Below are 24,156 nucleotides of genomic sequence, written 5' to 3'. Positions count from 1 at the left end.
GACGCTCTCCCCGAGCGTTTTCAACATCTTATCGCCGGCTATGCAAAGTGGTATCATCCCCTGTACCAAGCCGGCCTCTGACTCTGGATCCCGATGGCGGCACTGGCCGCCATGTTGTTTTCCACCCTTTTCGAAGCGAACCATCTCATGAATCAACGCCGTCAACAGATCCTCACCCTGGTCCACCAAGCCCACAAGATGAGCGTGAGCGAGCTGGCCGCACTGACCGGGGTCTCCGAGGTCACGGTACGGGGCGATCTCACCGCGCTGGAGAAACAGGGGCTGCTCAAGCGGGTGCACGGCTTCGCCATGGCCCTGGAGAGCGACGATCCCGATGCCCGCATGAACATCAACTATCCGCTCAAGGAGCGGCTCGCCGAGCGGGCCGCCCAGCTGGTGGAGGATGGCGAGACGGTGTTTATCGAAGGGGGCAGCGCCAACGCCCTACTGGCCCGCCACCTGGCCCTGCACAAACGCATCACCATCATCACCATCAGCAGCTTCATCGCCCATCTGCTCAAAGACACCCAGGCCCAGGTCGTGCTGCTCGGCGGTCTCTATCAACAGCAGAGCGAGAGCGTGGTGGGCCCCCTCACCCGCCTGTGCATCGAGCAGGTGCACTTCTCCAAGGCCTTCATCGGGGTCGACGGTTTTCACCCCGACGTCGGCTTCACCGGCCGGGACATGATGCGGGCCGACGTGGTCAACAGCGTGCTGGCCAAGGGGGTGACCAACATCGTCATCACCGACAGCAGCAAATTTGGCGCCATCCACCCCAGCCCGCTGGGCACCCCGGGCCAGATCAAGGTGCTGGTCACCGACGATGCCCTGCCCGCCCCCATGCGTGACGCCCTCGCCGCCCGCGGCGTGACCCTGCACTGCGTCGCCGCCTGACCAACCCTGCGCGGCGCACTATTGCCGCGCCCATCGCCGCTATCTGGTTGACGCCCATCACCCCTTAGCAGTTATGCTCGAGTCTCTGTCGACTCGCCGGCGCCCTTTGGCCAGTGCCTTTCGCATCACAACTGCCGTATCAACAAGGACGCATCATGCAAGCCAAGGACAAGTGTCTGGCCGCCCTGGTCATTCTGTGCTGGGGACTCAATTTCGTGGTGATCAAGTGGGGACTGGACGGGATCCCGCCTCTGCTGCTGGGAGCCCTGCGCTTCATCGGGGTGGTGTTCCCCGCCATCCTGCTGGTACCCAGGCCCGCCATGCCCTGGCGCTGGCTGCTGGCCTATGGCGGCGCCATCAGCCTCGGGCAGTTCGCCTTCCTGTTCAGCGCCATGAAGTTCGGCATGCCGGCAGGCATGGCCTCTCTGGTGCTGCAATCCCAGGTGCTGTTCACCCTGCTGTTCGCCATGATCTGGCTCGGGGAGCGCTGGCAGACTCATCACTGGGTGGCGCTGCCGCTGGCGGGAGGCGGCCTCTATCTCATCGCCGCCTTTGGTGAGGGCAACCTCACCCTGCTCGGTTTCATGCTGACCCTGTGCGCGGCCGCCTGCTGGGGCCTTGGCAACGTCATCAACCGCCAGATTGGCCTGCGCTATCAGACCAGCTTGCCGAGCCTCATCGCCTGGGGCGGTCTGGTGCCCATACTGCCGTTCCTCGCGCTCTCCTGGCTGTTCGAGGGGCCGGAGCGCATCGCCAGCAGCCTGCAGCACTTCAGCTGGCAGGGGCTCCTATGCGTGCTCTACCTCTCTCTGGTTGCCACCTGGCTCGGTTACGGCCTCTGGGGTCGACTCTTGATGCGCTATCCGGTGGCCCAGGTCGCCCCCCTCTCCCTGCTGGTGCCCTGCGTCGGCATGGTGGCTGCTGCCCTCCTGCTCGACGAGCATCCCAACACCCTGCAGTGGCTTGGCTCCGGGCTGGTGCTGCTCGGCTTCGTGGTGCATGTGCTGGGGGGGCGCATGAAGTTGTTCAAGCCTCAGGCCGAGCATTGACAAGACATTGACCTGAACGGGGAAAGTTCCCATCATGAGACAGGCCCTCCCGGGCCTGACATCGTTCCCGGCAGGATGCCGATCATCAGGAGAGCAAGGACATGCTGCACCCTTCGTCACCGACTATTTCACTGTTCCCGCGCGTTGCACGATTCACGACTCTGGTGATCCCGCTCTTTTTCAGCGCCTTTGGCTGGAGCGCCGCCCTGCCGGCGGATCTTGTGTGGGAGAGCAACGATGATGACCCCGTCTACGCCGATCCCGCCGCCCAGCGTGGGGGCACCTTTCACGACTTCATGTCGAGTTTCCCCCTCACCCTGCGCAAATATGGGCCCGACTCCAACGGCGGCTTCGCGGGCTATATCCGGGAGGGCACCCTGCCCCTGCTCGCTACCCACCCCCTCACCGGCAAGCCCATGCCCATGCTGGCGAACCAGTGGGCGTTCGGGGCCGACCACAAGACCCTCTACTTTCGCATCAACCCCAAGGCGCGCTGGTCGGACGGTCAACCCGTCACCGCCGACGACTGGTTGTTTACCCTCAAGATGATGCGCAGCAAGGAGATAAACGATCCCTGGTACAACAACTACTACAGCACCCAGATAAGCGCGGTGACCAAGTTCGATGACCACACGCTCTCCATCACCAGCGGCACCGAGAAGAGCCGGGAAGATCTGCTGGAATCCTTGCCCTTCAGCCCGGAGCCGAGCCATGCCATCAAGCTCACCGACAACTGGGTCAAGGAGTACAACTGGAAGATACTGCCGGTCACCGGCGCTTATGAGGTTGGCGAGCTGAAGAAAGGCAAGTCCGTGACCTTCAATAGGGTCAAGGACTGGTGGGGGGATGGGGAGCGCTACTTCCAGCACCGTTTCAATCCCGATCAGATTGAGATCAAGGTGCTGCGGGATCAGAACATCGCCTGGCAACACTTCCTGCGCGGCGATCTCGATACCTTCCCCCTCGTCATGCCCAACTGGTGGCACGACAAGAGCAAGACCCCCGAGTTCGACAAGGGCTATATCGACAAGATCTGGTTCTATACCCAGACGCCGCAATCCCCCATGGGGCTCTACCTCAACACCGCCGATCCGCTGCTCAGGGATCTCAATGTGCGGCTCGGCATCCAGTATGCGCTCGCCATCGACAAGATGATCGCCACTCTGCTGCGCGGGGATTATCAACGCCTCAACACCTATGGCTCCGGCCAGGGCGCCTTCACCAACACCGATCTCAGGGCGCGGCCCTTCGATCCCAAGCTGGCGCGGGAGTATTTCGCCAAGGCGGGTTTCACCAGGACGGGGCCCGATGGCATCTTGCAAAATGACAAGGGGCAACCTCTCTCGCTCAGCATCACCTACACCACCCAGGAGCATGCCCAGCGGCTGACCCTGCTGCGGGAGGAGGCGAAGAAGGCGGGTCTCAATCTGGATCTGAACCTGATGGATGCCTCAGCCGGCTTCAAATCCATGCTGGAGAAGAAGCACCAGAGCGCCTGGATGGGCTGGAGCTCCGGTCGCTATCCCGCCTATTGGGAGCATTTTCACAAGGTCAATGCCAACAAGCCGCAGACCAACAACATCATGAACATAGATGACGATGCCATCACCGCCCTGGTGGAGCAGTTCGACAAGGCGTTCGACTTTGCCAAGAAGGCCGAGCTGTCTCGCCAGATCCAGCAGCGGCTCTATGAGCTCGCCAGCTTCGTGCCCGCCTATCAGGTGCCCTATACCCGGGCCGGTGCCTGGCGCTGGGTGAAGCTGCCCAAGATCCCGGCAACCCCCAAGAGCGATCTGCTGTATTGGCCGCTGGATGGCACCAACTCGGGCTACAGCTTTGGCGGCCTGTTCTGGATCGACGAGCAGGTGAAACAGGAGACGCAAGCGGCCATCAAGAGTGGCCAGCGTTTCCCCCCCGTCACCCTGATCGATACCCGCTACCAGCAGCCTTAGGCCTTGCTTTCAGTACCAAACGAAAGACCCCGTGCCATATTGGACGGGGTCTCTTGTACGAAAAGAGAAGAGCCTGAAAACAAAAGACCCTGCACCATGTCGGACGGGGTCTTGAGTACACGGAGACAAGTCGCCGTCCAAACAAAAGACCCCGCAACTTGGCGGGGTCTTTTTATGTCAGCAGATACCGATGCGAGGGATTAGCCGCGCTTGGCCTGCTTCTGAGCGATGGCGTCGGCGACGTCGGCCGGCTCCAGCACTATGCCTTCCTGATCCGGGGTCGGGAACACGGCAACGCAGAGCTCGTCTTGCTCCATGCCATCGACCCAGCGCTCCAGCCACACCTTGAGGGTGATGGATTGCGGCTTGCAGTCGGCCCACTCGCCCTCGGCCCAGGCCTTGGCATACTCAGGATGCGGCCACACCGGGATGCAATCTTCGTCTTCGGTGGTCAGCATCATGACGCCGTGCTCGTCAGTCAGGACAAACAGCTCTTCGTGCTCGACCAGCTTGCTGATGAAGTGATCAAAGCGGTAGTCGGCGTTCAGTTGCAGCGCGGCATTGCGCTCGGTGTCGCTAAGTTCATAGCTCATTGGTCAAGTCTCTCGTTCAATAAAGGGCGACATGTTCACATCTTGCCGGCGGCTTGTCCAGCATGAGCACGTTATGGTCTGGCGGGTTCAACCCAGGGTCGGCGTCACCAGTGCAACGTTCTCTGTCTCGCTCAGGCGCTGACGCAGCCAGTAGGCGGACTCCACCTCCACGAAGCAGAGCTGATCCCGACCGGCCTGCACCCCTTGCATGATCTGCTCGAAACGCGCCAGCTGCTGCTGCTGCCAGGCGCTCGCCAGCTTGCTGCCGTGGGCCTCGTCCACCACCTCACGGCGCAGCTCGAACAGGTTATCGGTGATCGGGCTGTTGATCTTGGCCGGATTGCTCCAATACATCAGCAGGTTGTCCATCATCTCGTCATCGTAACTTTCCAGCGCGTCCAGCTCGGGGGTCTTGCCCTCGTTGCCCGCCGCAAAATCACACCATCCCGCCGCGAGCGACGCCAGTATCTGTGCACTCCCCCCCTTGGTATGCTGACGCAGGCGCGTCATGTCTTCCCCCTTGATGCCAGGCAGCCAAAGATCCCCTTGATGTGCATCGAGCAGGGGCAGCAGCAGAGAGGGAGCATAAAAAGGAAAACGGGGAGCAAGGGAGTGCAGCAGAGAGACCAGAGTCACAGTGATCATAAGAGACGCCTTGAGCTGGAAGACCGGGATCGTACCTGGCCGAAAAGACAAAAGAGAACCTATTCTATCATGTTTACCGGCTCACGGATTGCGCCGTCACGCTTGCCCTGTCTGGGGTGAAGGCCAAAAAAGCAGCGTTCGCACTCGGCCTGCCCGGACAAAGCCCAATAGTTTGAGCCAGCGCGCACTAAAGTAAAACCGGGAATGCTAGTTTGCATACATCTTTAGCGTAAGGAGTGCATCCATGAGTGGGATCGACCAGGTTTCTGACGATTTTGTAAATGAGCTGAAAATACTGGCATGCTTTGATCCGGCCAACATGAGTCAGGGGATCAAGTTACGCAGCGACATGTCTGAAGGGCTGTGCCAGGCGGCAGAGCGGATGCATCAACAAGGCCTCATCAGTGCTGCCGATGGTGGCTATCTGACCCCCTTCGGCATGACCATGCTCGAACATCTCCATCATCTGCTGGTCGCGCTCAAGCCGAGTTGATTTCCTGCGGCGCCCAGAGCGAGAAGTTGAGCAATTCCCAATGTTTACCTTGTCGCAGCAGACAGGCGAACAACAAAGGACCTTCGGGTCCTTTTATCTTGCCATCGATCAACCACTCCCCCGCCCGCTTGGCCACCGGCTGAGCCTTGATCTCATCGGGCACTTCCATCTTCCCCAGACGCACCTGTACGAACTGCTGGCAGACGGTCACGGCCTGACTCGCCACGGGATCCGGTGCGGGAACGTCGGCAAGGCCGAGCAAGGATGCGGTCAACAGCAGTGATGGGATCATGAGGATTGATGTGATGGATGAGAGAGGTTTAAGAATATGCCATAAACAAAAAGCCGTGGTACCAGAGGCACCACGGCTTTCTTAAATTCTGTAAGAATTACAGAGCAGTTACGTTCTCAGCCTGCGGGCCTTTCTGACCTTGGGTCACGGAGAACTGTACGCGCTGACCTTCAGCCAGGGTACGGAAGCCGTTACCGCCGATAGCGCTGAAGTGAACGAAAACGTCCGGGCCGTTTTCTTGCTGGATGAAGCCAAAACCTTTGGTTTCGTTGAAAAACTTAACGGTACCGGTGATCATGTTAGACATATCTTTAACCTGTATTCAAAAAAATTACTTATGCTTTTCAGCGGATAAAGCTCAAAAACGGGATTACTTATGAACAACGGGAGAAAATGTAAAACATCGTCTTCAGTGGCATAACCATCGCCCTTTCAAGCTGCCTAGGATTATACGTGCCTTTGTCGATTACGCAAACAAATTTGTGCCCTGCCAACCGCAGGGCACACGCGTTTATACGTCCGCCGATTCCAGTGCCTGAACCAGGGCTTTGAGGAAGCGTGCCGCCTCCCCACCGGTGCAGGCCCTGTGGTCAAATGTCATCGACAATGGCAAGGCTCGAACCGGCCGCGCCTCCCCGTGGATGAACACCACCTTCTCGAACAACTTGCCCGCCCCTATGATGGCCACTTGCGGCGGCGTCACTATGGGGCTGGCGTAACGGCCCGCGATGGCGCCGAAGTTGGTCAGCGTGATGGTCGCCCCCTGCAGCATCTCCCGCGGCACGGCGCGGGCCTTCACGTCGGCGATCATCCGATCCAGCCCCTGACGGATATCCCCCCGCTCCCGCTCGGCCACGTTCTCCATCACAGGCACATAGAGGCCGTGCTTGGAGTCGACCGCGATGGCCACGTTGACCTCGTTGAACAAGCGTCTTGACAGCGTATCCCCATCGAACCAGGCGTTCATGGACGGCTCGGCCCGGCACGCCACCCCGATGGCCTTGATGAGGCGCACTGTCACGTCTTCGTCGGCGCGCCAGTGACGCAGGTCCACCTCGTCGGTGAGGCTGACCGGCACTACCGTCTTGTGGGAAAGCTCCATCGCCTTGGCCATGGCCCGGCGCGAGCCTTTGAGGAACTCGTTTCCGCTGCTCTGCATCGCCTCGAACGCCGACTGCACGTCCTGCTCGGTGACCATGCCGGCGCTACCGCTGCCCTTGATCTTGTCGATGTCGAGGCCGAGTTTTTGTGCCAGCAGCCGCACCGCGGGCATCGCCTGCACCAGGCTGCCACCGGGAGCCATGGCCCCCACCACGAAGTGATCCTCGATATGCTGCTGATGAGCGCTCACCTTGCCCACCACAGTGCCATCGTCCTCACCGCCCTCAAATTCCACCAGGGGGGCGCCGATGTGAAGGATATCCCCCTCCTGGCCGCACAGACGGGCGATGACCCCGGCCACCGGCGAGGGCACGTCCACCAGCGCCTTGGCTGTTTCTACCGACAGCAGCACCTGATCCACCTGCACCGTCTCACCGGCACTGACCTTCCATTCCACTATCTCGGCCTCGGCCAGTCCTTCGCCCAGATCCGGTAATTTGAAAAATTTCATGACCCGTTCTCCATCCGCTGGGAAATCACCGCACGTTGAAAAATTCCATGCCCGTCGTTTGCGCGGTCGTTCAACCGCCAATATGTGAACCAGGTCATAGCCAATTTTTCTCCATCAGCTGGTGAGCTGCATCCGCGATATCCTGCTCGGTGATGAGGTAATACTCCTCATTGCGATAGTAAGGCACGGCGGCGTCCACCCCGGTGAGGCGCCTGGGCGGCGCCTTGAGGGAGGTCAGCGCCTCCTCGGTGACCCGCGCCACTATCTCGGCGCCGACCCCGAAGCTGCCACAGGCCTCGTGCACCACCAGCAGCCGGCCGGTCTTTCGCACCGAAGCGAGGATGCTCTCCATGTCCAGCGGCTTGATGGTGGCCAAGTCCAGCACCTCACACTGGATGTCTCGCTCCGCCAGTTGGGCCGATGCCCGCATCACCTCCTGAATGCAGGCTCCCCAGGCGACTATGGTGAGATCCCGCCCGGGCCTCAGGGTAAAGCAGACATCCAGCGGCAAACCGACACCGTCATCCACCACATCTGATTTCATGGAGCGGTAGATGCGATCCGGCTCGAAGAACATCACGGGATCCGGGTCGCGGATGGCGGAGAGCAACAGACCATAGGCCCGCTTGGGGCTGGAGGGGATCACCACCCGCAGACCGGGTATATGGGCGAACAACGCCTCCACGCTCTCGCTGTGGTGCTCCGGCGAGTGGATGCCGGCGCCATAGGGAGAGCGGTAAACCAGGGGGCAGGAGAGCCGGCCGCGGGTGCGATTGCGCATGCGTGCCGCCTGGCAGATGATCTGCTCCATACCGGGGAAGATGAAGCCCTGGAACTGGAACTCGGCCACGGGCTTGAGCCCCTGGGTGGCCATGCCAACCGCCACCCCGGCGATCAGCCCCTCGGCGAGCGGGGTGTCTATCACCCGCTTGAAACCGAACTTGTCGCGCAAGCCCACGGTGGCGCGAAACACACCGCCGTTGACTCCCACGTCCTCACCGAGCACCACCACGTCCGGGTCGCGCTCCATCTCGTGATGCAGCGCCAGATTGATGGCTTCGAGCAACGTTATTTCACTCATGCAGCCTCCCCAAGCCCAGAGCCATCTCGTGATGCAATGTCAGGCGGACCGCTTCGAGCAGTGTGATTTCACTCATGATGTGTCTCCCCGCCCTGCAATTGCATGCCCTTGGCGATGATGCGCTGGCGCTGGGCGCGATAGTCCCGCGGCAGCTCGGCGAACTGGTAATCGAGCAGGGTTTCCGGTGCCTGGGGTGCCGTGCCCTCGTAGGCGGCGACGGCGCGCTCGACCTCACGGGCGGCTTCCGCCAGCAGGGCCTGCTCCTGTTGCTCGTCCCACCAGCCCTGTTCGGCCATGAACTGGCGCAGCCGCTTGACCGGCTCCTTGGCCCAGGCTGCTTCCACCTCGGCGGATTCCCGATAGCGGGTGGCATCGTCGGCTGTGGTGTGATCCCCGAGCCGGTAGCTGACAGCCTCGATCAGGGTCGGCCCCTTGCCGCTGCGGGCCCGATCCATGGCCGCGCGGGTCGCCTCATAGACGGCCACCACGTCGTTGCCATCGACCTGCAGGCTGCGCACCCCGGCCCCTATGCCCTTCTGGGCCAAGGTGGGGGCACTGGTCTGCAGCTTGCGCGGCACCGAGATGGCCCACTGGTTGTTGTTGATGATCATCACCATGGGCAGGTGCCAGACGCCGGCGCAGTTGAGCCCCTCGAGGAAATCCCCCTTGGAGGTGCCGCCATCACCGATGGTGACCACGGCGACCCTGGGTTGGTTGCGCAGCTTGAAGGCCGCGGCGATGCCGGCGGCGTGGGTGATCTGAGTGGCGATGGGCACGCAGATAGGTAAATCTTCCGATAATTCACCATCTGACTTATAGAAAACACTACCCCGCTCATCCCCGCCCCAATATTGCAGGTTTTGCTCCATGGGCACGCCTCTCACATAGAGGGTCGGCATGTCCCGGTAATAGGGTACGTAGACATCCTCCGGCCGCATGGCGAGCCCGACCCCAATCCCCACCGCCTCCGCCCCCAGGTGAGAGGGGAAGGTGCCGAGTTTGCCGGTTCGCTGCAGCGCTATCGCTTTCTTGTCATAGCTGCGCACCATCACCATGTTGCGGTAGAAGGTGTGCAGGATCGCCTTGTCCAGCCAGGTCGGCAGTGTCGCGACCGGGCGCCCCTCCTCATCGAGGTAACGAAGGAAAGGGATGTCGACATGGGTCATAACTGGCTCCTTGCCGTTGTCAACGTCACCACCATGAGGTGACCCTCAAAATGTAAACAACATGTTAACTTTATGGCAATGGGATTTCGTCAGGTTAGACCAGTAGAAACTTCTTTAATTTCAGAAAGAAGATGAGATTTTCGGCGAGTAGGAACGAAGAAGGGAGCCCTTTCGGGCTCCCTGTCATGGTGGGTACGGGATCATTCCCAATCTGTGTTCTGCCCTCTCGGCCGCCAGGGACGCCGGTTTGGCGGGCAGAGACGGGCTCAGATCACTCCCACAGCCGGGTCGGCACCACCAGCAGCATGGTGCGCTGGCCGATGGCCACGTTGGCGTTGGGGAAAACCACCGCCTCCCGCGGTTTCTCGACCCTGTACTGCTGATCCCCGTCCTCCGCCAGCACAAACCCCTGGGGAAACTCGGTGAAATTGTCCACATCGCTGGCAAACAGGAAGCGGAACTGCTCCGAGCGCTTGTTGATCACCCGATCGATGGCGAACAGGGTGAAGTCATCCGCCCGCCAGGACTCCAGCGCCATCTCGTCCTGGGTCACCAACTCCTGCAACGCCTGGCGAGCCTCGAGGAAGCGGGTCATGTCGTTCTCGCCGAAGGGACGCACCTTGCCGAGCTCCACCGTGAAGGCGTGGGCGCCGTGACGATGGGAGCTGTAGTAGCTGAAGGTGGTGGTCGGTCCGGCGGAGAGCAGTATGGTGCGCACCCCGCAGGCGCCGAGGAACTGCACCTGCTCCTTGCAGTGGGGCCGCTCGTGGGGGAAGGGGTAGACCGCAAATTTCTCGTGGCGCGAGCCGCGAATGGCGGTGTGCAGATCATAGTGATAACGGGGCCGGGCGGGGTCGGCGAAGAAGCGGCTCACATACTGCTCGAGGCGCATGGCGCGGATCCGCTCCCGGTTGCACAGTCCCTCCCCCTTGCTGTGGGCGCCGGAGAAGAGGCGGTTCATGTTCTCCTCCACCTCCCGCAGCCCCAGGTTCATGGCCGCCGGGTTGCCGAACAGGAACAGCACCCGATGGCGGCTCTGCAACTCGCCGCTGAGCAAGCGCGTCAGCAACTGGTTGCAGATCTCGATGGGGGCCGTCTCATTACCGTGAATGCCGCAGGAGAGCACTATGTCCTTGCGTCCGCCAGGCTCATCACCGGCGCCGTTGGCAGGCTCCAGGCAGAGTACCCCCGTGTCCCACACCTGGACCGCATCACCGTTTGGCAGCGCATAGGAGAAAGGCTCGAGCTGCCACTCGTGGCGGCGGGTCAGGGCCAAAAAGTCATGCTGGGGAATCATCCGTCTCACCCTCTTGTCGGTTCACACATGTCGATGTCAGACAATGCGGATTATACGCAAGGCGCCTCGGCTTAAAATCAGTTTTTAAACAAATTCAAACAGTAAGGATACAAATGTGACGACAGGCGATGACAAATTACGTGATAGGGATGGCAAGCAGGAAGCGCAAGCGAGAAGGGGCATTCAAACGGGTGAAGCGAGGAGAAACAGGGCCGGCGGTGAGCGGCGGCAATAGGGAAGACTATCGGTAGAAAAACACAAGTCAGCAGAAAAACGAGGCATCCATGCCCGGTCGATCAACCACGCCAGAACGGCTTGGTGGTCTCTTGATAGCGGTCGGATTCGTTCAAGCCGATGTCTTTGAGCAGGTAGGAAGGCAGCTCGGAGAGCTGGCGACGGCTGCGGCTGCGTTCCAGCCAGGTCAGGACAGTCGTTTTCACGCGAGCCATCAGGTTCGATTGGCTGGAATGCTGGTAACCGGCTTCGGTATAAGTCATGTTGGCCATGGGATGGCTCCTCTCAAAGGTTCTGCACAAGGTTCAAATCAGTTGCGCAAAGCTTAGTCAGGCAGAGGAGGCGTCTCAATTGACGAATTTTGATACAAGACATTAGTAAAACTAATGGCGAATAACCGCATAACGGAGACATCAAGCTGTTGATTTTAAAAGATAATGCCTTCCTGTTATTCCGCATATTTCCCCCGCAGCATTTTCTGCTGCATGGCACACTTCTAACTATGCACTTTCTCAAATTAGGTATGCAGTCACCGGATCCGGCGATCCCGCTGGCAACCTGAAATTTACAGCCAGTTGTTAATCATGTGATCTTTCATCGATCCTTATTTAACAGGAAGATACAAAGCGGAAACACTCAAATGGCTATCACATTTTCCCTTCATCCGGAGCACCGATCAAAGCGGCACTTGGCGCCCTTGTGGCATGCTGGTATGGTTATTTATACAGTAGTTTAGCCAGCCCCGCTTTCCGCCTGACACGGGTAAAAGCGGGGTCGACCACAGGATATGCCGATGGATACCTTTACCCCCACCGCCGCCCTGCGCCAGCAGATGGCCACCCTGGAAGACGCGCTGGCCCGCCTCGCCGGGCTGCTCGGTCAACTCGAGCCGCTGGAGGCCCATGTCTATCCCCTGCCCACGGTGCCCTTGGGAGAGGAACACGATCCCATCGAGGCGATCGAGGTGGGTTATCTGGGCGGCGAAGCCGCGCTGGCCGCCACCCTGGCCGCCTATCGGGATCACAGCGCCCGCCCCGGCTGCTCCACCAAGGCCACCCACAGGCTGCCTGGCTGGCTGCGCTTCCCCGCTGCCAGTGCCGGCCAGCTCGCTCCGCTCATCGACGAGATCAACGGCCACAAGCTCACCTTCAAGGCCATGGTGCAGGAGGCGGGAGGACGGGACGAGAAGTTCGAGCTGGTGCACCAGGCGCTGCCCGGCGTCATCACCTTGCAGGTCTACCGCAAGCTGACCCTGCTCACAGGGGAGCTGCATTCCCTCGGCTTCACCTGGGCGGACAAACAGAGCATCAGCCGCCTCAGCCGGGAGCAGGTGCTGGAGATGCTGGAGCGCAGCCGCCGCTATATTCCGGCGCTGTCGGACAACGAGGAGTGGAGCAAGATGGTGGATCAGGAGGTGTACGACATTCGCCGCCTGCCGGCCGATGTGGAGCTGCGGATCCGGCGGCCGGTCAAGACCCACCCCATGATCAACCTGCTGTGGCAGGACAGGGAGCCACGCAAGCAGCAGCTAAAGGCAAGCCTGCCGCTACTGCTCTGCTCGGACACGCCGCCCAGCGTCACCCACCTCGGCCACTACCCGCCCAAGCTGCGCCAGGCGCGGCGGGATCGCAAGATAGGGGGCGAGGCCATCATAGAGCGGCTGCACCTCTATCGCTATCAGGGGTAGTCTCCAGCCACGGGGCTGACGCCACCTGGTGGCTAGCCATCCTGCCGGCAACGAGGTCAACCCTCTCAAATGACAAGGGGATCGCCATGATGACGATCCCCTTGCCTGGACGAATGCACGAACAGTGGTTGCCGCTGTCACCCCATCAGCAGGGCGCGCAGGCTCTCCACGTCGAGGCCGCGTACCTCGGACTGGCCGCTGAGCAGGCCGTCGGCCAGCGCCCGTTTCTCATCGTGCAGCGCCACTATCTTCTCCTCCACCGTCTGCTCGCACACCAGGCGATACACTGTCACCGGCTGGGTCTGCCCCATGCGGTGCGCCCGATCGCTCGCCTGATCCTCCACCGCCGGGTTCCACCAGGGATCGAGATGCAGCACGGTATCGGCCTGGGTCAGGTTGAGGCCGGTGCCGCCGGCCTTGAGGCTGATGAGGAACAGCGGTACGGGATCGTGACGGAACCGCAGTATGGACTCCTGGCGGGACTTGGCGGAGCAGCCGCCGTCCAGATAGCAGTAGTCCCACTGCTTCTGCTCGATGCGCGCGCGCAGCAGGCTCAACAGATCCACGAACTGGCTGAACACCAGCACTCGATGGCCCCCGTCGATGGCCTCCTCCAGCAACGCCATGGCCTCATCCAGCTTGCTGCTGGTCTGGTTCCACTCCGGCATCACCAGCGCCGGTGAGCAACAGAGCCGGCGCAGCCGGGTCAGGCCGCTCAGCACGTGCATCAGGGCACGGCCATCGGCACTTTGCACCTGCTGCACCACCTCGCGCCTCGTCGCCTCATAGAGCTGACGCTCCTCGGGAGAGAGGCTGATGTGGTGGATGATCTCGGTCTTGTCCGGCAGCTCGGTCAACACCTGCTGCTTGAGGCGGCGCAGGATGAAGGGGCTGATCACCGCCCGCAGCAACGCCATGTGCTGAGGATCCTTGACCGCCTTGCCAAAGCGGCGCTTGAATTCGCCGAGGCTGCCGAGCAGACCCGGGTTGATGAAGGTGAACAGGCTCCACAGCTCGCCGAGGTGGTTCTCGATGGGAGTGCCGGACAGGGCGAGACGAAAATCCCCTTCGAGCTGGAACAGCAGCTTGGCGCGCTGGGTGCCGGCATTCTTGATCTGCTGCGCCTCGTCCAGCACCATGCTCGCCCAGCGACGGGACTTGAGCGCCTGGGCCAGGCTGCCGAGCATGCCGTAGTTGACCAGGATGATCTGGCCGGGCTTGGCGTCCTGGATCAGCGCCTCCCGCTCGGCGGGGTTCTCGAACACCACCACCTCCAGCTCGGGGGCGAAGCGGGCGACCTCCTCCTGCCAGTTGGTGACCACTGACTTGGGCACCACCACCAGGGCCGGGCCCAAGTGCTGGCGCATGCGCAGCACCATCAGCGCCTGCAGCGTCTTGCCAAGGCCCATGTCATCGGCCAGGCAGGCGCCGAAACCGTGGTGGGCCAGGGTCGCCATCCAGCGCACCCCTTCCTTCTGGTAATCCCGCAGCGCCGTCAGCAGCTCGGGGGCGCACTCCACCTCCTGTTGCCACTCCTGTTGCAGCGACTGCCAGGCGTCATCCCCGGCGGTGGTGACCGCCGACAGCAGCCGGGCCAATGGATAGGCCAGCTTGTTGTTGATGCGCTGCTCGGTGTCCAGCATGGCGCCGAGCATGGTGAGGCGCTCCACCAGCTTGTCGCTCAGCATCAGGCTGGTCTTCTCGTCGAGCTGGACGGTGCGCTGACCCGGGGTGAGCTGGCGCAAGATCAGGCGCAAGTCGAGGATCTGGTGCTCGTCCAGCGCCAGCGCCCCCTCCACCTGGAACCAATCCTGGCGTCGCTCGATACGCAGGCTGAGGGCAGCCTCGTCGAGGCTCTTGAGCCGCGCGCTGTCCTGATGCCAGTGAATGACCACTCCGGCCTCCACCAGCTCGGGCAGGGAGTTGACCAGGGTCAGCGCCTGCTCACCCTCCAGCTTCCATTCGTTGCCAGGCAGCCCGATGGGCAGCTGGTTGCGCAAGCGCTGGGCCTCACCCTTCTCGGCGGCCAGATCCCGCTGCCAGTAGTGATAGTCCCTGACGCCCTGGCGGACGATGGCCTCCCCTTTGCCAAGCGGCAAGGGTGGCAGCTCCCCCTGTCGGGTCACCAGTTGCACCACCAGCTGGCTATCCTGCCAATCCAGCTGCACTGCGGCGACACCGGGCCAGGGCGCCAGTTCGGCATTGCCCTTGAGCCCCGCTACCTGACTGTGCCAGGGCAGATCGGGGATGGCGTCCAGGGTGCGCTGCAGCTCGGCCAAGCCGGCCTCGGGCAGTTGCGGGATGGATTCCAGCGCCGGCAATTTGTCCAGCAGGGCCTGCGGCGTCAGGATGAGCTGCCACAAGTCCTGCGCCAACGGCACTATGTGTGCCCCACGGGCGGCGGCGGCCGGGCTCAGCACGGCGCTCATGCCCGGTGTCTCTGAATTCTGTTCGGTCGCCACTATCTGCAGCAAGGGCGCGCTGATGGCCAGTTGCAGCTTCTGCCCCTTGGCATTGAACAGGCGGGGGTGGCTCGCGAGCGGCGCCCAGGCATCCCGCGGCAGCTTGCTCATGCCCCTTGGCAGGGTGCGTACCAGCGCCCAGTCAGCCTCGTCCAGCAAGGCGGCGTACTGGGTGGAGAGCAGGGCCGGATCGACCCGGCGACCGGCGGTCCACTCCCCCTTGGTGCTCTGTTTCTGAATCTTGCACTCGAGCTCGGGACCATCGGCATGAAGCAGCCACACCAGCCGCTCCTGCGCCTTGCGCACGCCGCTGGAGCGCCCCAGCCCCTGCAGCCAGTTCAGCCAGCTGGCCGAGGCGGGGGTGTTGTCTTCATCGTCCGACTCATCGGTCGCGTCGGGATCTGGAGTGGCGCGCAACTGCTGCAGCGGTAGGTGCTCGGCTCCCAGCCCGAGCAACAGCCGCAGCAGATCCTGACAGAAGGCCATCAGGCGATGACGGGGCGTGGCCTCCAGCACATGGGAGAGATCCCACTTGTGCAAGATGGCCACCTGGGGGCTCTGCTCCCCATGGCGCGCGAGAGTGCAGAGATCGAGCCAGAGATAGCCCCAGTGCAACTCCTCCAGGGGTAATTGCAGGGTATCGAAGAGCCCGACCGCCTGCCCATGGCGATCTCCGGCCCACTGCGCCAGCAGATCGGCAAGCAATGGGAACTGATTGCCGAGGCTGCGTTGCCACTTCTTGCGCTGCTCGCTGGCGAGCACAGGGTCGGCTTGCTGCAACCAACCGAGCCAAAGCAGGGCACTGAACATCCTGGGCCAGGGCGCTTGCCCCTCCTCTTGCTGCCATTGCCCCAGCGCACCCAGCAGGCGCTCGGCCAGGGGCTGGTCCCCACCCCGTTCGGCCAGCTGTTGCAGGGCCGGCCAGTGAGTGGTCACCTCGTCGGCGAGCGGGCCACAGAGCCACGCCCACTCGGCGGCCAGCCCATGAACCAGGCTCGCGAGCTCAGGGGCGCAAGTGGTAGTGGGCAGCGTCAGCGGCCAACCAGACTCGGGTTCGGCGTCGAGCAGGGTCTGCAGGGCAAAATGCTCCAGCAGCAGTTGTTGCCAGGCCGGGCTCGCGTCCGGCAACAGGCGATGGGCATCGGGCAAGTCCAGCAGGCTCAAGAGCTCCGCACTCTGGTAATAGGCCGGGATCTGACCTTTCTTCCCCAGACAGAGTTCGCGCACCAGGGCCTGCGCCATCTCCTGGCCGGTGACCGATGGCACCCGCGTCCAGTCAGGCATGGGGCACAGCCCTGCCCGTACCGCCAGGATCAGGGTCAGGCTTCCCTCCGCCGTCAGGCTCCACTGCTGCTCCCCGCGCAGCCGCACCAAGCCTTGCTGTTGCAGCTGGTTCAGCTTGTCGATCAGCGCCTGCAACGACAGCGGTGCCGGCAGCATATCGAGCAAATAGCGAGGGCTGGCGGTGCGCTGCAATTGCAGCTCGCCAAGCAGGGCATAGCAATCCGAAGAGAGGGTGAAGGCTGACATCAGAACTCACGGGCAGGTGCAAAGGCGGAATTTTAACGGGAAAGCGGCGGCGGCTCGACCCTTAACCGCGAATTAGTACAAAAAAAGCGGGCAGGCTCATGTTATGACCTAGGCCACAGGACGGTTCGACGATGGGAAGGAAGAGGAGCGAAGTGGATTAAACGCGGGAAAATGCCGGGATCATGCGAGGAAAAGGCAAGATAAAGGCGCCGAAGCGCCTTGTTTCATAAGGTCCATGGTGGGAAAGGCTAGCCTTCCAGCTCGGCCAGTCGCGCTTCCAGCGCCTGCAGCTGCGCCTTGAGGGCCTCGACCTCGTCCTCCAGCGCGCTCAGGCGATCGGCGGCAGGAGAGACAGGATGGCTGACGGGAGCCGCCTCGGCCAGGGCCTGCAGGTCTATCTCACCGCTGAACAGGTGGGCGTAGCGGGACTCACGCTTGCCCGGCTCGCGCGGCAGCTTGACCACATAGGGGCCCTGCTCGGCGAGCCTGGCCAGCACGGCGTCCACCTGGGTCACATCATCGAAGCTGCACAGCCGGTTGGTGCGCGAGCGCAACTCACCCGGCGTCTGCGGGCCGCGCAGCAGCAGCTCGCAGATGATGCCGAGCTCCTGGGCGCTGAACTTCAGCTCGCCAAATTCGGTGTTGCAGAAGCGGTGCTGGTAGCGCGGCACCCGCGCGTTGAAGCCGGCGGTATTGACCACCAGCCGACGACGGATCAGCTCGTCGATGACAGCGCGGATGTCCAGCTCGGAGAGCTCCAGCACGGGTTCGCGGTTGCTCTTCTGGTTGCAGGCGTTGACCAGCGCATTGAGAGAGAGAGGGTACTGATCCGGCGTGCAGATCTCTTTCTCTATCAGACAGCCGATCACGCGAGCCTCCAGCGGGCCTAGTACTAACTCCATTTCAACCTCCCTTGCCAAACGTTAAGGCGGTTATCTTAGCCAAGGCACTCCAGGCGTCCAGCACTGAACCGCATTTTTGCGAGCCAATCAAACCCTTGATGAAACATCGCACAGTTCAGGCCAGGGCGCCCTGGCATAACGCAAACCAATCGAGGCCAGCCAATGACGGCGGGCTGACGGCAAAGCCGGGGCGCCGCCTATCTTGGGTGCGACTAGCCAGGCATCGCGGCGTCTCACCTGTGGGCGGAGGTGGCAGCCTAGAGGGTCTTGTCGACCTGGGTATCGGTCCCGGAGGTCAGGATGCGCACCCTGTCCCCCTTGTTGAAGCTGAGCTTGGGATCGCTCTCCTGCACGACATTGAGCAGCGTCCCCGCTTCGGTCTTGATCAGCAGCTCGACCGATTGCCCGGTAGGCGCAGCTCCCTGATCCCCCTGGCGACGACGCGATACCTCGGCCCCGGCGATGGCCCCCGTCACTGTCGCTATGGTCTGACCCGAGCCGCCGCCAAACTGGCTACCGGCGGCCGCCCCCAGGGCCGCAGCCCCTATGGTGCGTAGTGGCCGGCTCCCCTGCTGATGGGAGGAAGTGCTCGGTGTGCCGACGAGTCGGCTCTCCTGCACTGTGCCGTATTCCACCTTGGCACTGGTACCGGCCATGGCGGGTGAGATGGTCAGGATAAGCAGGCTGGCGGCGATGAATGCGATTCTTTTCACGATGTCGACTCCGATGAAGAATGAATGCCCTGTGATCCGGGCGACTGGCTGATGAATGGCTTGTAGATAATTGAGAATCCTCGCCATTTTCCAACGAGACTACACCGCCGAAGCTGACTGCAAGCTTGCCTGAGATGGAAATGATAACGGCCGCATGGCGGCCGTTACGAAACAAGGTAAAACGGTGATGCCATCAGGAGGAAGGCTTGCGCTCCAGGGTCGCCGCCACCGACTTGGCCGCCGAGGTGGTAAGCAAGGGCTCACCTGGATAGAGCGCCAGCGCCTGGCTGCGCAGACGGTCCGCCTCCTCCGCTCGCCCCAACGCATTGAGGGCGATCACCATATTGGCGTAGATGTTGGCGCGCGGAGTGTGGCGCACGAACTCTTTGCCCCAGTCGAGGTAGGCTTCGAGCTCCTCCTTGTTATTGGCCTGCAGGCCCACCATCAGGCGCACCGCATTCACGTCGAACTCCACCCGGGTCAACCAAGCCATGGGATTGACCACCTCCAGCAGCAGGGTCGGCTCCTTGTAACCGCCGCGCTCATACTTGGTCACCACCCAGGCGGTGTGAATGGCGGTCAGCATAAAGGGCACGACGATGAGGGGAATCGCGATGGCCGCGAAGCGCAGCAGTAGCCAGGGGCGATAGACATATTCCCGCCAGCTCGCATGGCCCAAGGCGTGCGCCCCCTCCTCCACTTCCGCATCCAGCACATAGATGAGCAGCAACAGGGCCCACCAGAGGGCGATGGCATGATAGAAGGGATACTCGGTCTGGGTGTGCAGCAAGATGGGCGTCACCAATGCCAGCAGGGCCAATCCCCGATGCCAGCCGGCTTTGCTCAATCGCCACAGCAAGGCCCCCGCCATGATCAGCATGCCGAGCATGGGAGCAAGCCCCCCCTCCACCGCCCAATAGAGAAACTCGTTGTGAGGGTGGTCGAGGTTGTATATTGGCATTCCTATATTGGGATTAAACTGCCGAGCCTCCGTATAGGCCTGAAAGAACGTGGATTCAAAACTTCCATACCCAATCCCTAAAAGCCAATATTGAAAAATCAAACGTAACGTAAAAGGCCATATATCAGATCGAGCACCACCGGATAGATATTCTTCAGCCTCTCGTTTAAAGCCGCTCATCCCGTATTGGGATGCCAGACCCAATGTCACACCCAGTCCGACCAGTCCCAGCATCCGGACTAGCTGCTGCTGGCGATATAGTTGCGGCGCCAGTAAGAGCAGGACCAACAGCCCGCCAATCTGACCGACTCGGGACTGCAACACCACCAATAGCACCGAAGTTGCGAGGATCACGCCATAGCGCAGCCCCTTCAGCCAAGGATTGGCGTCAGCACGTATCTCCAGCCAGATGGCCAAGGACAGCCCGGTCGCCATAAAGCTCGCCATCACATTGGGTTGCTGGAAGATGCCGTAAGGGCGGTTGGCCCGAGTGTCGTAGCCTATCCAGTTACCCGGTGTTAGCAGATAGAACTGCACCAGGCCGAGAACAGCTTCAATAGCCACTGCCCCCAATAAGAGATAGAGCAGTTTATCCCGCGTCTGGCGCTCCCATTGCCATTGGTAGAGACAACTCAGAAACAGTAGACCGGCAAACAGCCCCAGCAGCCGGGGAACGGCATAATCCTTGAGCTCGAAGCCCGGATACGCCATGGGCAGCAACAACAACATGCCTCCCAGCCAGAGTCCTATCTGCAAAGGGGATACCACCAACGTCTGACGCAAGGTCACCTGCCAGAGCCCGAGCCCCATCACCAGGCTGACGAAGATCCATCCCCAGGCATTGAACGGCAGATAAAGCCCGGATCCGCCCGGGTTGTGCATGAAGAAATGCATGCCGAGCAGCCAGTACAGCCCGCTGAACACACTAAACATCCTTGCCGTCGCAATCATTTTCCTTGGCTCCTCACGCCCATACCAATCCTGCCATCACGCTTTGCCTTAAAAAAATAAAAGGGGGCTAATGCCCCCTTTGCTCATGATTGGACACTATACCTGTTCCGACCTTCGAAACGCATGACGAACTAGCACTATACCCACTCCCAACATGCCACCGAACAAAGTGGCCAACACCACGATCAGGGGGCGCTTAGGCTTGTCACGAGTCAGGGGCTCGTCGGGCGCATCCAGATAGGAAAAGGGACGGAATGTCGCTCCTTCTAAAGAAACATTCTTCAAACGATCCATCTGCGCCTGCAACTGCTGCAATCCAGGCTGATAGAGAGCCAGCTCGAGGGATTTAAGCACAGCTAGTTTCTCTTCCAGCCCCTTGGACCCCAGAGAGATGGAGAAGCGCTCCTGGCTGCTACTCCTTTCCAACGGAGCGCTCACACCTGCCGCCTTGGCAATGCTGTTGGCCAACGCGGTCTCCGAAATATCTTGTTGCAGCGCTCGTTTAGCCTCTTCTTGCATCACGGCATAGCGGGTGCTCATATCTTCCAATTGCAGATCACGTTGTGCATCTAGTCGCTGGATCAGCTGCTTTTGTTGCAACTTGACAATGAAATCGACATAGCCCTCCAGCATTGCCAGAGAAGCTTCGGCTGTTGGCGCTGCAAAATTGATCACAACCCCCGGCTCTTCGCCCTTCTTGTCCACGGGTTGAGCGACAATCAGCTTGCTCCAATCACGTAACCAGCGTCGATGTGCCTTCTCATCCAATCCGAGCACCTTTGCCTGCTCGGCAAAGAGAGGACTAGCCTTCAGATAAACTCTGCGATTTTCGTAGGCATTAAATTCCGACACAAACTCCTGATATAGGCTCTTCGCATTGGGAATCCCGGTCAGGCCTATGGCTGCAGCCTGTGTAACTACCTTTTGCATCGGCATCAGATCTTCTGGTTTAGGCTCGGCAATCACAGCTCCGGCGGACCACTGCTGTGGGGTGGTCAGCGCGTAGACAACGCCGAGCACGGCAAAGAGTACAGTAATGAGGAAGACCAACCCTTTCTGGCGCCAGAGCACCAGGATCAGTTCACGCAGGTCAATTTCATCGGACGCAGCTTGCCAGCCTTGCGGCAACTGAGCACCGGAGCTTGGAGGAATTTTTTTATTGGTCATAACGGCGGTGGTTTCCTAATAAGTTCAGAACAATAATAAAAGGCTTTTGGTTTTTTTCAGACAAGATGAGATGGGTTACTTAAATAATACATAATTAACAATTTTAAGTGCCGAGCCATCCTGATTGAGTACCTAGTACACTCTAGATAATTGCAGCCTATACGTTAATTAAATAACGCCATATCTATTCAAAACATAAAACCATATAAAAACAGAAAATAAACGTGCATAAAAATTTATTCACTCAGGGCGATTCGCAATCTTCGGCTTCATCCAAGCAAGAATTCGCCAGATGTTATTAAGCAACTGATAATAAATAAAAAACACTGAAGAAAATAACAAAAAACTAATCCATTCGGGTACTGAACCATATTCTAGACCAATCCCCGCACCAGCAAGAAAAATAGCGACACCACAAATAACAATCAAAGCCTGATGTGATGATAGCCCCGCCCGTAGACAGATATGATGCAAATGCTCGCGGTCAGGTCTAAAGGGGGAAACTCCCTTCCTAATACGCCGTACCATGATACTAGTCATATCCATCAGTGGTATAGCGATCAGCCAAAGTGCTGTGACCGGGTTCATTTGTGCCTTGGGCCCCTGAGTTCCCTGTAATAATGCCCAGATAACGGTGAAACCAATCAGCATGCTACCCGCATCCCCCATAAAAACCTTTTTACGAATCCCGAATGGGAAACCTAAATTCAGAAATATGTAAGGAACAACCACGATCATCATCAATAGGCAAAATCGAGCTAGCAATAACTGCCCATCGGCATAGTGAATATAGGAAAGGGCACCAAAAGTAACCATGGTCAACCCCCCCAAAAGCCCATCAATACCATCGACCATATTAAACGCATTAATTGCACCGAGAACAGCGAAGACAGTTACAATATAGCCAAGGGGCCCCAGAGCGATCTCGTGACCAAACGCCAGATGACCTAACCCCTTTAATGAAAGTCCTGCACCAAAAATCATTGCACAAGAGATTAGAATTTGCACTACTAGGCGAATTCGATAGTCGACATCATACTTATCGTCTATAGCACCCATTATAACCAGTACAGAAGCACATAGGACATAGATTTCTGAGCTAGCAATCAAATCCGGCTTGAACCACAGTGCAAACATCAATGTAAAGTAGATCGATATACCACCAACTAAAGGAATTAAGCCTTGGTGTTTCTTGCGCTCGTTAGGACGATCCACAAGATTTATTTTTTTTGCCACTTTACGTAGGAAAAATAAAAACAAAAAAGCTATCAGAAAAAACGCCACATATTCCATATTAAGATACCAATGGTTCTATGTACAGACAACCAGTTAAATATATATTCCAATAAAATACAAAAATGGAATATATGTTGCGAGAATTATTCTTATTCAACTGTATAATTTATGGTTTTAGCTCAATAAATTTCTTCATATTTCTCTACGATAGTAGCCCATTTATAGCTTTCCTCCGCAATACTCTTCATTTCCAAGCCAGATTGAATAACGGCCCTGTCATTATGCTTACCGATTAGCTGACGTAGCGATTCACCATCACAGAAGTAAAAAGATCTATTATCAGTGGTGTGACGACTAAAGGTGCAATCAAATGCATATATAGGCATTCCAAATTGCATTGCCTCAACAAGAGAGGGATTAGTTCCACCGGCCGAGTGACCATGAACATATCCTTTACATTGGCTCCTCAAATTAAAAAGATCTGATATATCATAAACTGGATCAATAATATCAATATTTTCATAATTAGAAAATCGATTCTTAAGCTCCCGCCCATAAGTGCTGGTATCCCAATTACCAACAAATTTTAATTTATATTGGCTGTTGGCAAATGCCCCTAAAATCATGGCCACATTATTTTCTGGTTCAATACGGCATAGTGCCAGAAAATAATCATCCTTTGCAGAAGGAATTAGTTTATCTGTCAGCAAAGCATGATCTCCCCCATAGGCAATCACCTTACTCTGCACACCATATTCAGTATGTACATAGTCGGCAATCGCTTGATTATCTGAGACAACCACGTCTGAAAACTTCACAGCAAACCGTTCAGACAATTTAAGGAATGCCTTCGCAAAATGGCCCCACTTGTCACGGCGCCATTCCAGCCCATCAATATTGGTTACAATACGCGATGTGCTAAACAACCGATAAATAGGTAAAAACAAACCACCAGATACCCCCAGTATCAAGGTAACATTCGGTCTTGTCCACAGGCTGATAAGCAAGCTCAATATGTCATAAGGTATGCTGGATATACCATTAGCCTTAATTGGCAAATAAATTAATTTGGCTCTTTTATAATATGCAGTCTTTTTTATATAAGATTGAGAGGAACAAAAAACATTATATTCGATGTGTTCTGATTGGGAGTCGATCATATTTTGAACCAAAGTTTCAAAACCACCATAGCATGCTGGTATACCGACTGTTCCGATAACATTTATGCTGATTTTCAAT

At 58.9% G+C, this 24,156-nt stretch carries 21 protein-coding genes; 5 read left to right on the top strand and 16 right to left on the bottom strand.

The features are described 5' to 3' along the window. Positions 1 to 111: 111 nt before the first annotated feature. The 3 genes from BN1124_RS06340 to BN1124_RS06330 all read left to right on the top strand — a co-directional run bounded on the left by BN1124_RS06340 (position 112) and on the right by BN1124_RS06330 (position 3,895). On the top strand, positions 112 to 894 hold the full coding sequence (locus BN1124_RS06340) for a DeoR family transcriptional regulator (protein ID WP_456236304.1): 783 nt from the start codon (positions 112 to 114) through the stop codon (positions 892 to 894). A gap of 155 nt (positions 895 to 1,049) precedes the next feature. Then, positions 1,050 to 1,943: an EamA family transporter gene (locus BN1124_RS06335; RefSeq protein WP_042640162.1), complete on the top strand. Its 894-nt coding sequence runs from the start codon at positions 1,050 to 1,052 to the stop codon at positions 1,941 to 1,943. Between the two features lie 101 nt (positions 1,944 to 2,044). After that, positions 2,045 to 3,895, top strand: coding sequence for an extracellular solute-binding protein (locus BN1124_RS06330; RefSeq protein WP_042640160.1), 1,851 nt, complete (start codon positions 2,045 to 2,047; stop codon positions 3,893 to 3,895). A 200-nt stretch (positions 3,896 to 4,095) separates the two neighbouring features. Here the strand turns inward: BN1124_RS06330 and BN1124_RS06325 are convergent, their stop codons facing one another. Then, positions 4,096 to 4,488 carry a DUF2750 domain-containing protein gene (locus tag BN1124_RS06325; RefSeq protein WP_033130508.1) on the bottom strand — a complete coding sequence of 131 codons (393 nt, stop codon included), beginning with the start codon at positions 4,486 to 4,488 and terminating at the stop codon, positions 4,096 to 4,098. A gap of 87 nt (positions 4,489 to 4,575) precedes the next feature. Continuing rightward, positions 4,576 to 5,133, bottom strand: coding sequence for a hypothetical protein (locus tag BN1124_RS06320; protein ID WP_042640158.1), 558 nt, complete (start codon positions 5,131 to 5,133; stop codon positions 4,576 to 4,578). Positions 5,134 to 5,377: 244 nt separating this feature from the next. On the opposite strand from BN1124_RS06320, the gene BN1124_RS06315 reads away from it, so the two are divergent. Continuing rightward, positions 5,378 to 5,626 (top strand): TIGR02647 family protein, encoded by a 249-nt coding sequence (locus BN1124_RS06315; RefSeq protein ID WP_033130510.1) that lies wholly within the window; start codon positions 5,378 to 5,380, stop codon positions 5,624 to 5,626. On the opposite strand, the gene BN1124_RS06310 is transcribed toward BN1124_RS06315, so the two are convergent. The 7 genes from BN1124_RS06310 to BN1124_RS06280 all read right to left on the bottom strand — a co-directional run bounded on the left by BN1124_RS06310 (position 5,613) and on the right by BN1124_RS06280 (position 11,580). Continuing rightward, positions 5,613 to 5,918 (bottom strand): hypothetical protein, encoded by a 306-nt coding sequence (locus tag BN1124_RS06310; RefSeq protein ID WP_042640156.1) that lies wholly within the window; start codon positions 5,916 to 5,918, stop codon positions 5,613 to 5,615. The two genes, BN1124_RS06315 and BN1124_RS06310, sit on opposite strands and share 14 nt — an antisense overlap. Before the next feature lie 97 nt (positions 5,919 to 6,015). Beyond that, complete coding sequence (locus tag BN1124_RS06305; protein WP_033130512.1) at positions 6,016 to 6,225, bottom strand: cold-shock protein; 210 nt, start codon at positions 6,223 to 6,225, stop codon at positions 6,016 to 6,018. Positions 6,226 to 6,429: 204 nt separating this feature from the next. Then, complete coding sequence (locus tag BN1124_RS06300) at positions 6,430 to 7,530, bottom strand: dihydrolipoamide acetyltransferase family protein (protein WP_042640153.1); 1,101 nt, start codon at positions 7,528 to 7,530, stop codon at positions 6,430 to 6,432. Between the two features lie 94 nt (positions 7,531 to 7,624). Then, a complete protein-coding gene (locus BN1124_RS06295) occupies positions 7,625 to 8,611 on the bottom strand; it encodes an alpha-ketoacid dehydrogenase subunit beta (protein WP_042640151.1) in 987 nt (328 codons plus the stop codon). A 68-nt stretch (positions 8,612 to 8,679) separates the two neighbouring features. Continuing rightward, on the bottom strand, positions 8,680 to 9,777 hold the full coding sequence (gene pdhA, locus BN1124_RS06290) for a pyruvate dehydrogenase (acetyl-transferring) E1 component subunit alpha (protein WP_042640149.1): 1,098 nt from the start codon (positions 9,775 to 9,777) through the stop codon (positions 8,680 to 8,682). A gap of 271 nt (positions 9,778 to 10,048) precedes the next feature. Then, complete coding sequence (astE, locus tag BN1124_RS06285) at positions 10,049 to 11,074, bottom strand: succinylglutamate desuccinylase (RefSeq protein WP_042640147.1); 1,026 nt, start codon at positions 11,072 to 11,074, stop codon at positions 10,049 to 10,051. 296 nt (positions 11,075 to 11,370) lie between these two features. After that, on the bottom strand, positions 11,371 to 11,580 hold the full coding sequence (locus BN1124_RS06280; protein WP_042640145.1) for a DUF1127 domain-containing protein: 210 nt from the start codon (positions 11,578 to 11,580) through the stop codon (positions 11,371 to 11,373). 521 nt (positions 11,581 to 12,101) lie between these two features. On the opposite strand from BN1124_RS06280, the gene BN1124_RS06275 reads away from it, so the two are divergent. Further along, the gene (locus tag BN1124_RS06275) at positions 12,102 to 12,995 is read left to right on the top strand and encodes a DNA replication terminus site-binding protein (RefSeq protein WP_042640143.1); all 894 of its coding nucleotides are present in this window, start codon (positions 12,102 to 12,104) and stop codon (positions 12,993 to 12,995) included. A 137-nt stretch (positions 12,996 to 13,132) separates the two neighbouring features. Here BN1124_RS06275 and BN1124_RS06270 read toward each other — a convergent pair whose 3' ends face one another. The 7 genes from BN1124_RS06270 to BN1124_RS20750 all read right to left on the bottom strand — a co-directional run bounded on the left by BN1124_RS06270 (position 13,133) and on the right by BN1124_RS20750 (position 24,155). Beyond that, a complete protein-coding gene (locus tag BN1124_RS06270; protein WP_042640141.1) occupies positions 13,133 to 16,987 on the bottom strand; it encodes a DEAD/DEAH box helicase in 3,855 nt (1,284 codons plus the stop codon). 248 nt (positions 16,988 to 17,235) lie between these two features. Further along, positions 17,236 to 17,889, bottom strand: coding sequence for a YceH family protein (locus BN1124_RS06265; RefSeq protein WP_042640139.1), 654 nt, complete (start codon positions 17,887 to 17,889; stop codon positions 17,236 to 17,238). A 257-nt stretch (positions 17,890 to 18,146) separates the two neighbouring features. Then, positions 18,147 to 18,602, bottom strand: coding sequence for a glycine zipper 2TM domain-containing protein (locus tag BN1124_RS06260; protein WP_042640137.1), 456 nt, complete (start codon positions 18,600 to 18,602; stop codon positions 18,147 to 18,149). 193 nt (positions 18,603 to 18,795) lie between these two features. Then, a complete protein-coding gene (locus BN1124_RS06255) occupies positions 18,796 to 20,496 on the bottom strand; it encodes a PglL family O-oligosaccharyltransferase (RefSeq protein ID WP_231553608.1) in 1,701 nt (566 codons plus the stop codon). Between the two features lie 114 nt (positions 20,497 to 20,610). After that, positions 20,611 to 21,681, bottom strand: a complete 1,071-nt coding sequence (locus tag BN1124_RS06250) for an LPS O-antigen chain length determinant protein WzzB (protein WP_042640133.1) — start codon at positions 21,679 to 21,681, stop codon at positions 20,611 to 20,613. A gap of 240 nt (positions 21,682 to 21,921) precedes the next feature. Continuing rightward, positions 21,922 to 22,974, bottom strand: a complete 1,053-nt coding sequence (gene wecA / locus BN1124_RS06245; protein WP_042640131.1) for a UDP-N-acetylglucosamine--undecaprenyl-phosphate N-acetylglucosaminephosphotransferase — start codon at positions 22,972 to 22,974, stop codon at positions 21,922 to 21,924. A gap of 122 nt (positions 22,975 to 23,096) precedes the next feature. Then, complete coding sequence (locus BN1124_RS20750; RefSeq protein WP_197066171.1) at positions 23,097 to 24,155, bottom strand: DUF1972 domain-containing protein; 1,059 nt, start codon at positions 24,153 to 24,155, stop codon at positions 23,097 to 23,099. Between the last annotated feature and the right edge of the window lies 1 nt (position 24,156).

Origin of the sequence: Aeromonas eucrenophila, assembly GCF_000819865.1 — a bacterium.
Classification (GTDB): Bacteria; Pseudomonadota; Gammaproteobacteria; order Enterobacterales; family Aeromonadaceae; genus Aeromonas; species Aeromonas eucrenophila.
This window is presented reverse-complemented; position numbering and strand designations above follow the sequence as displayed.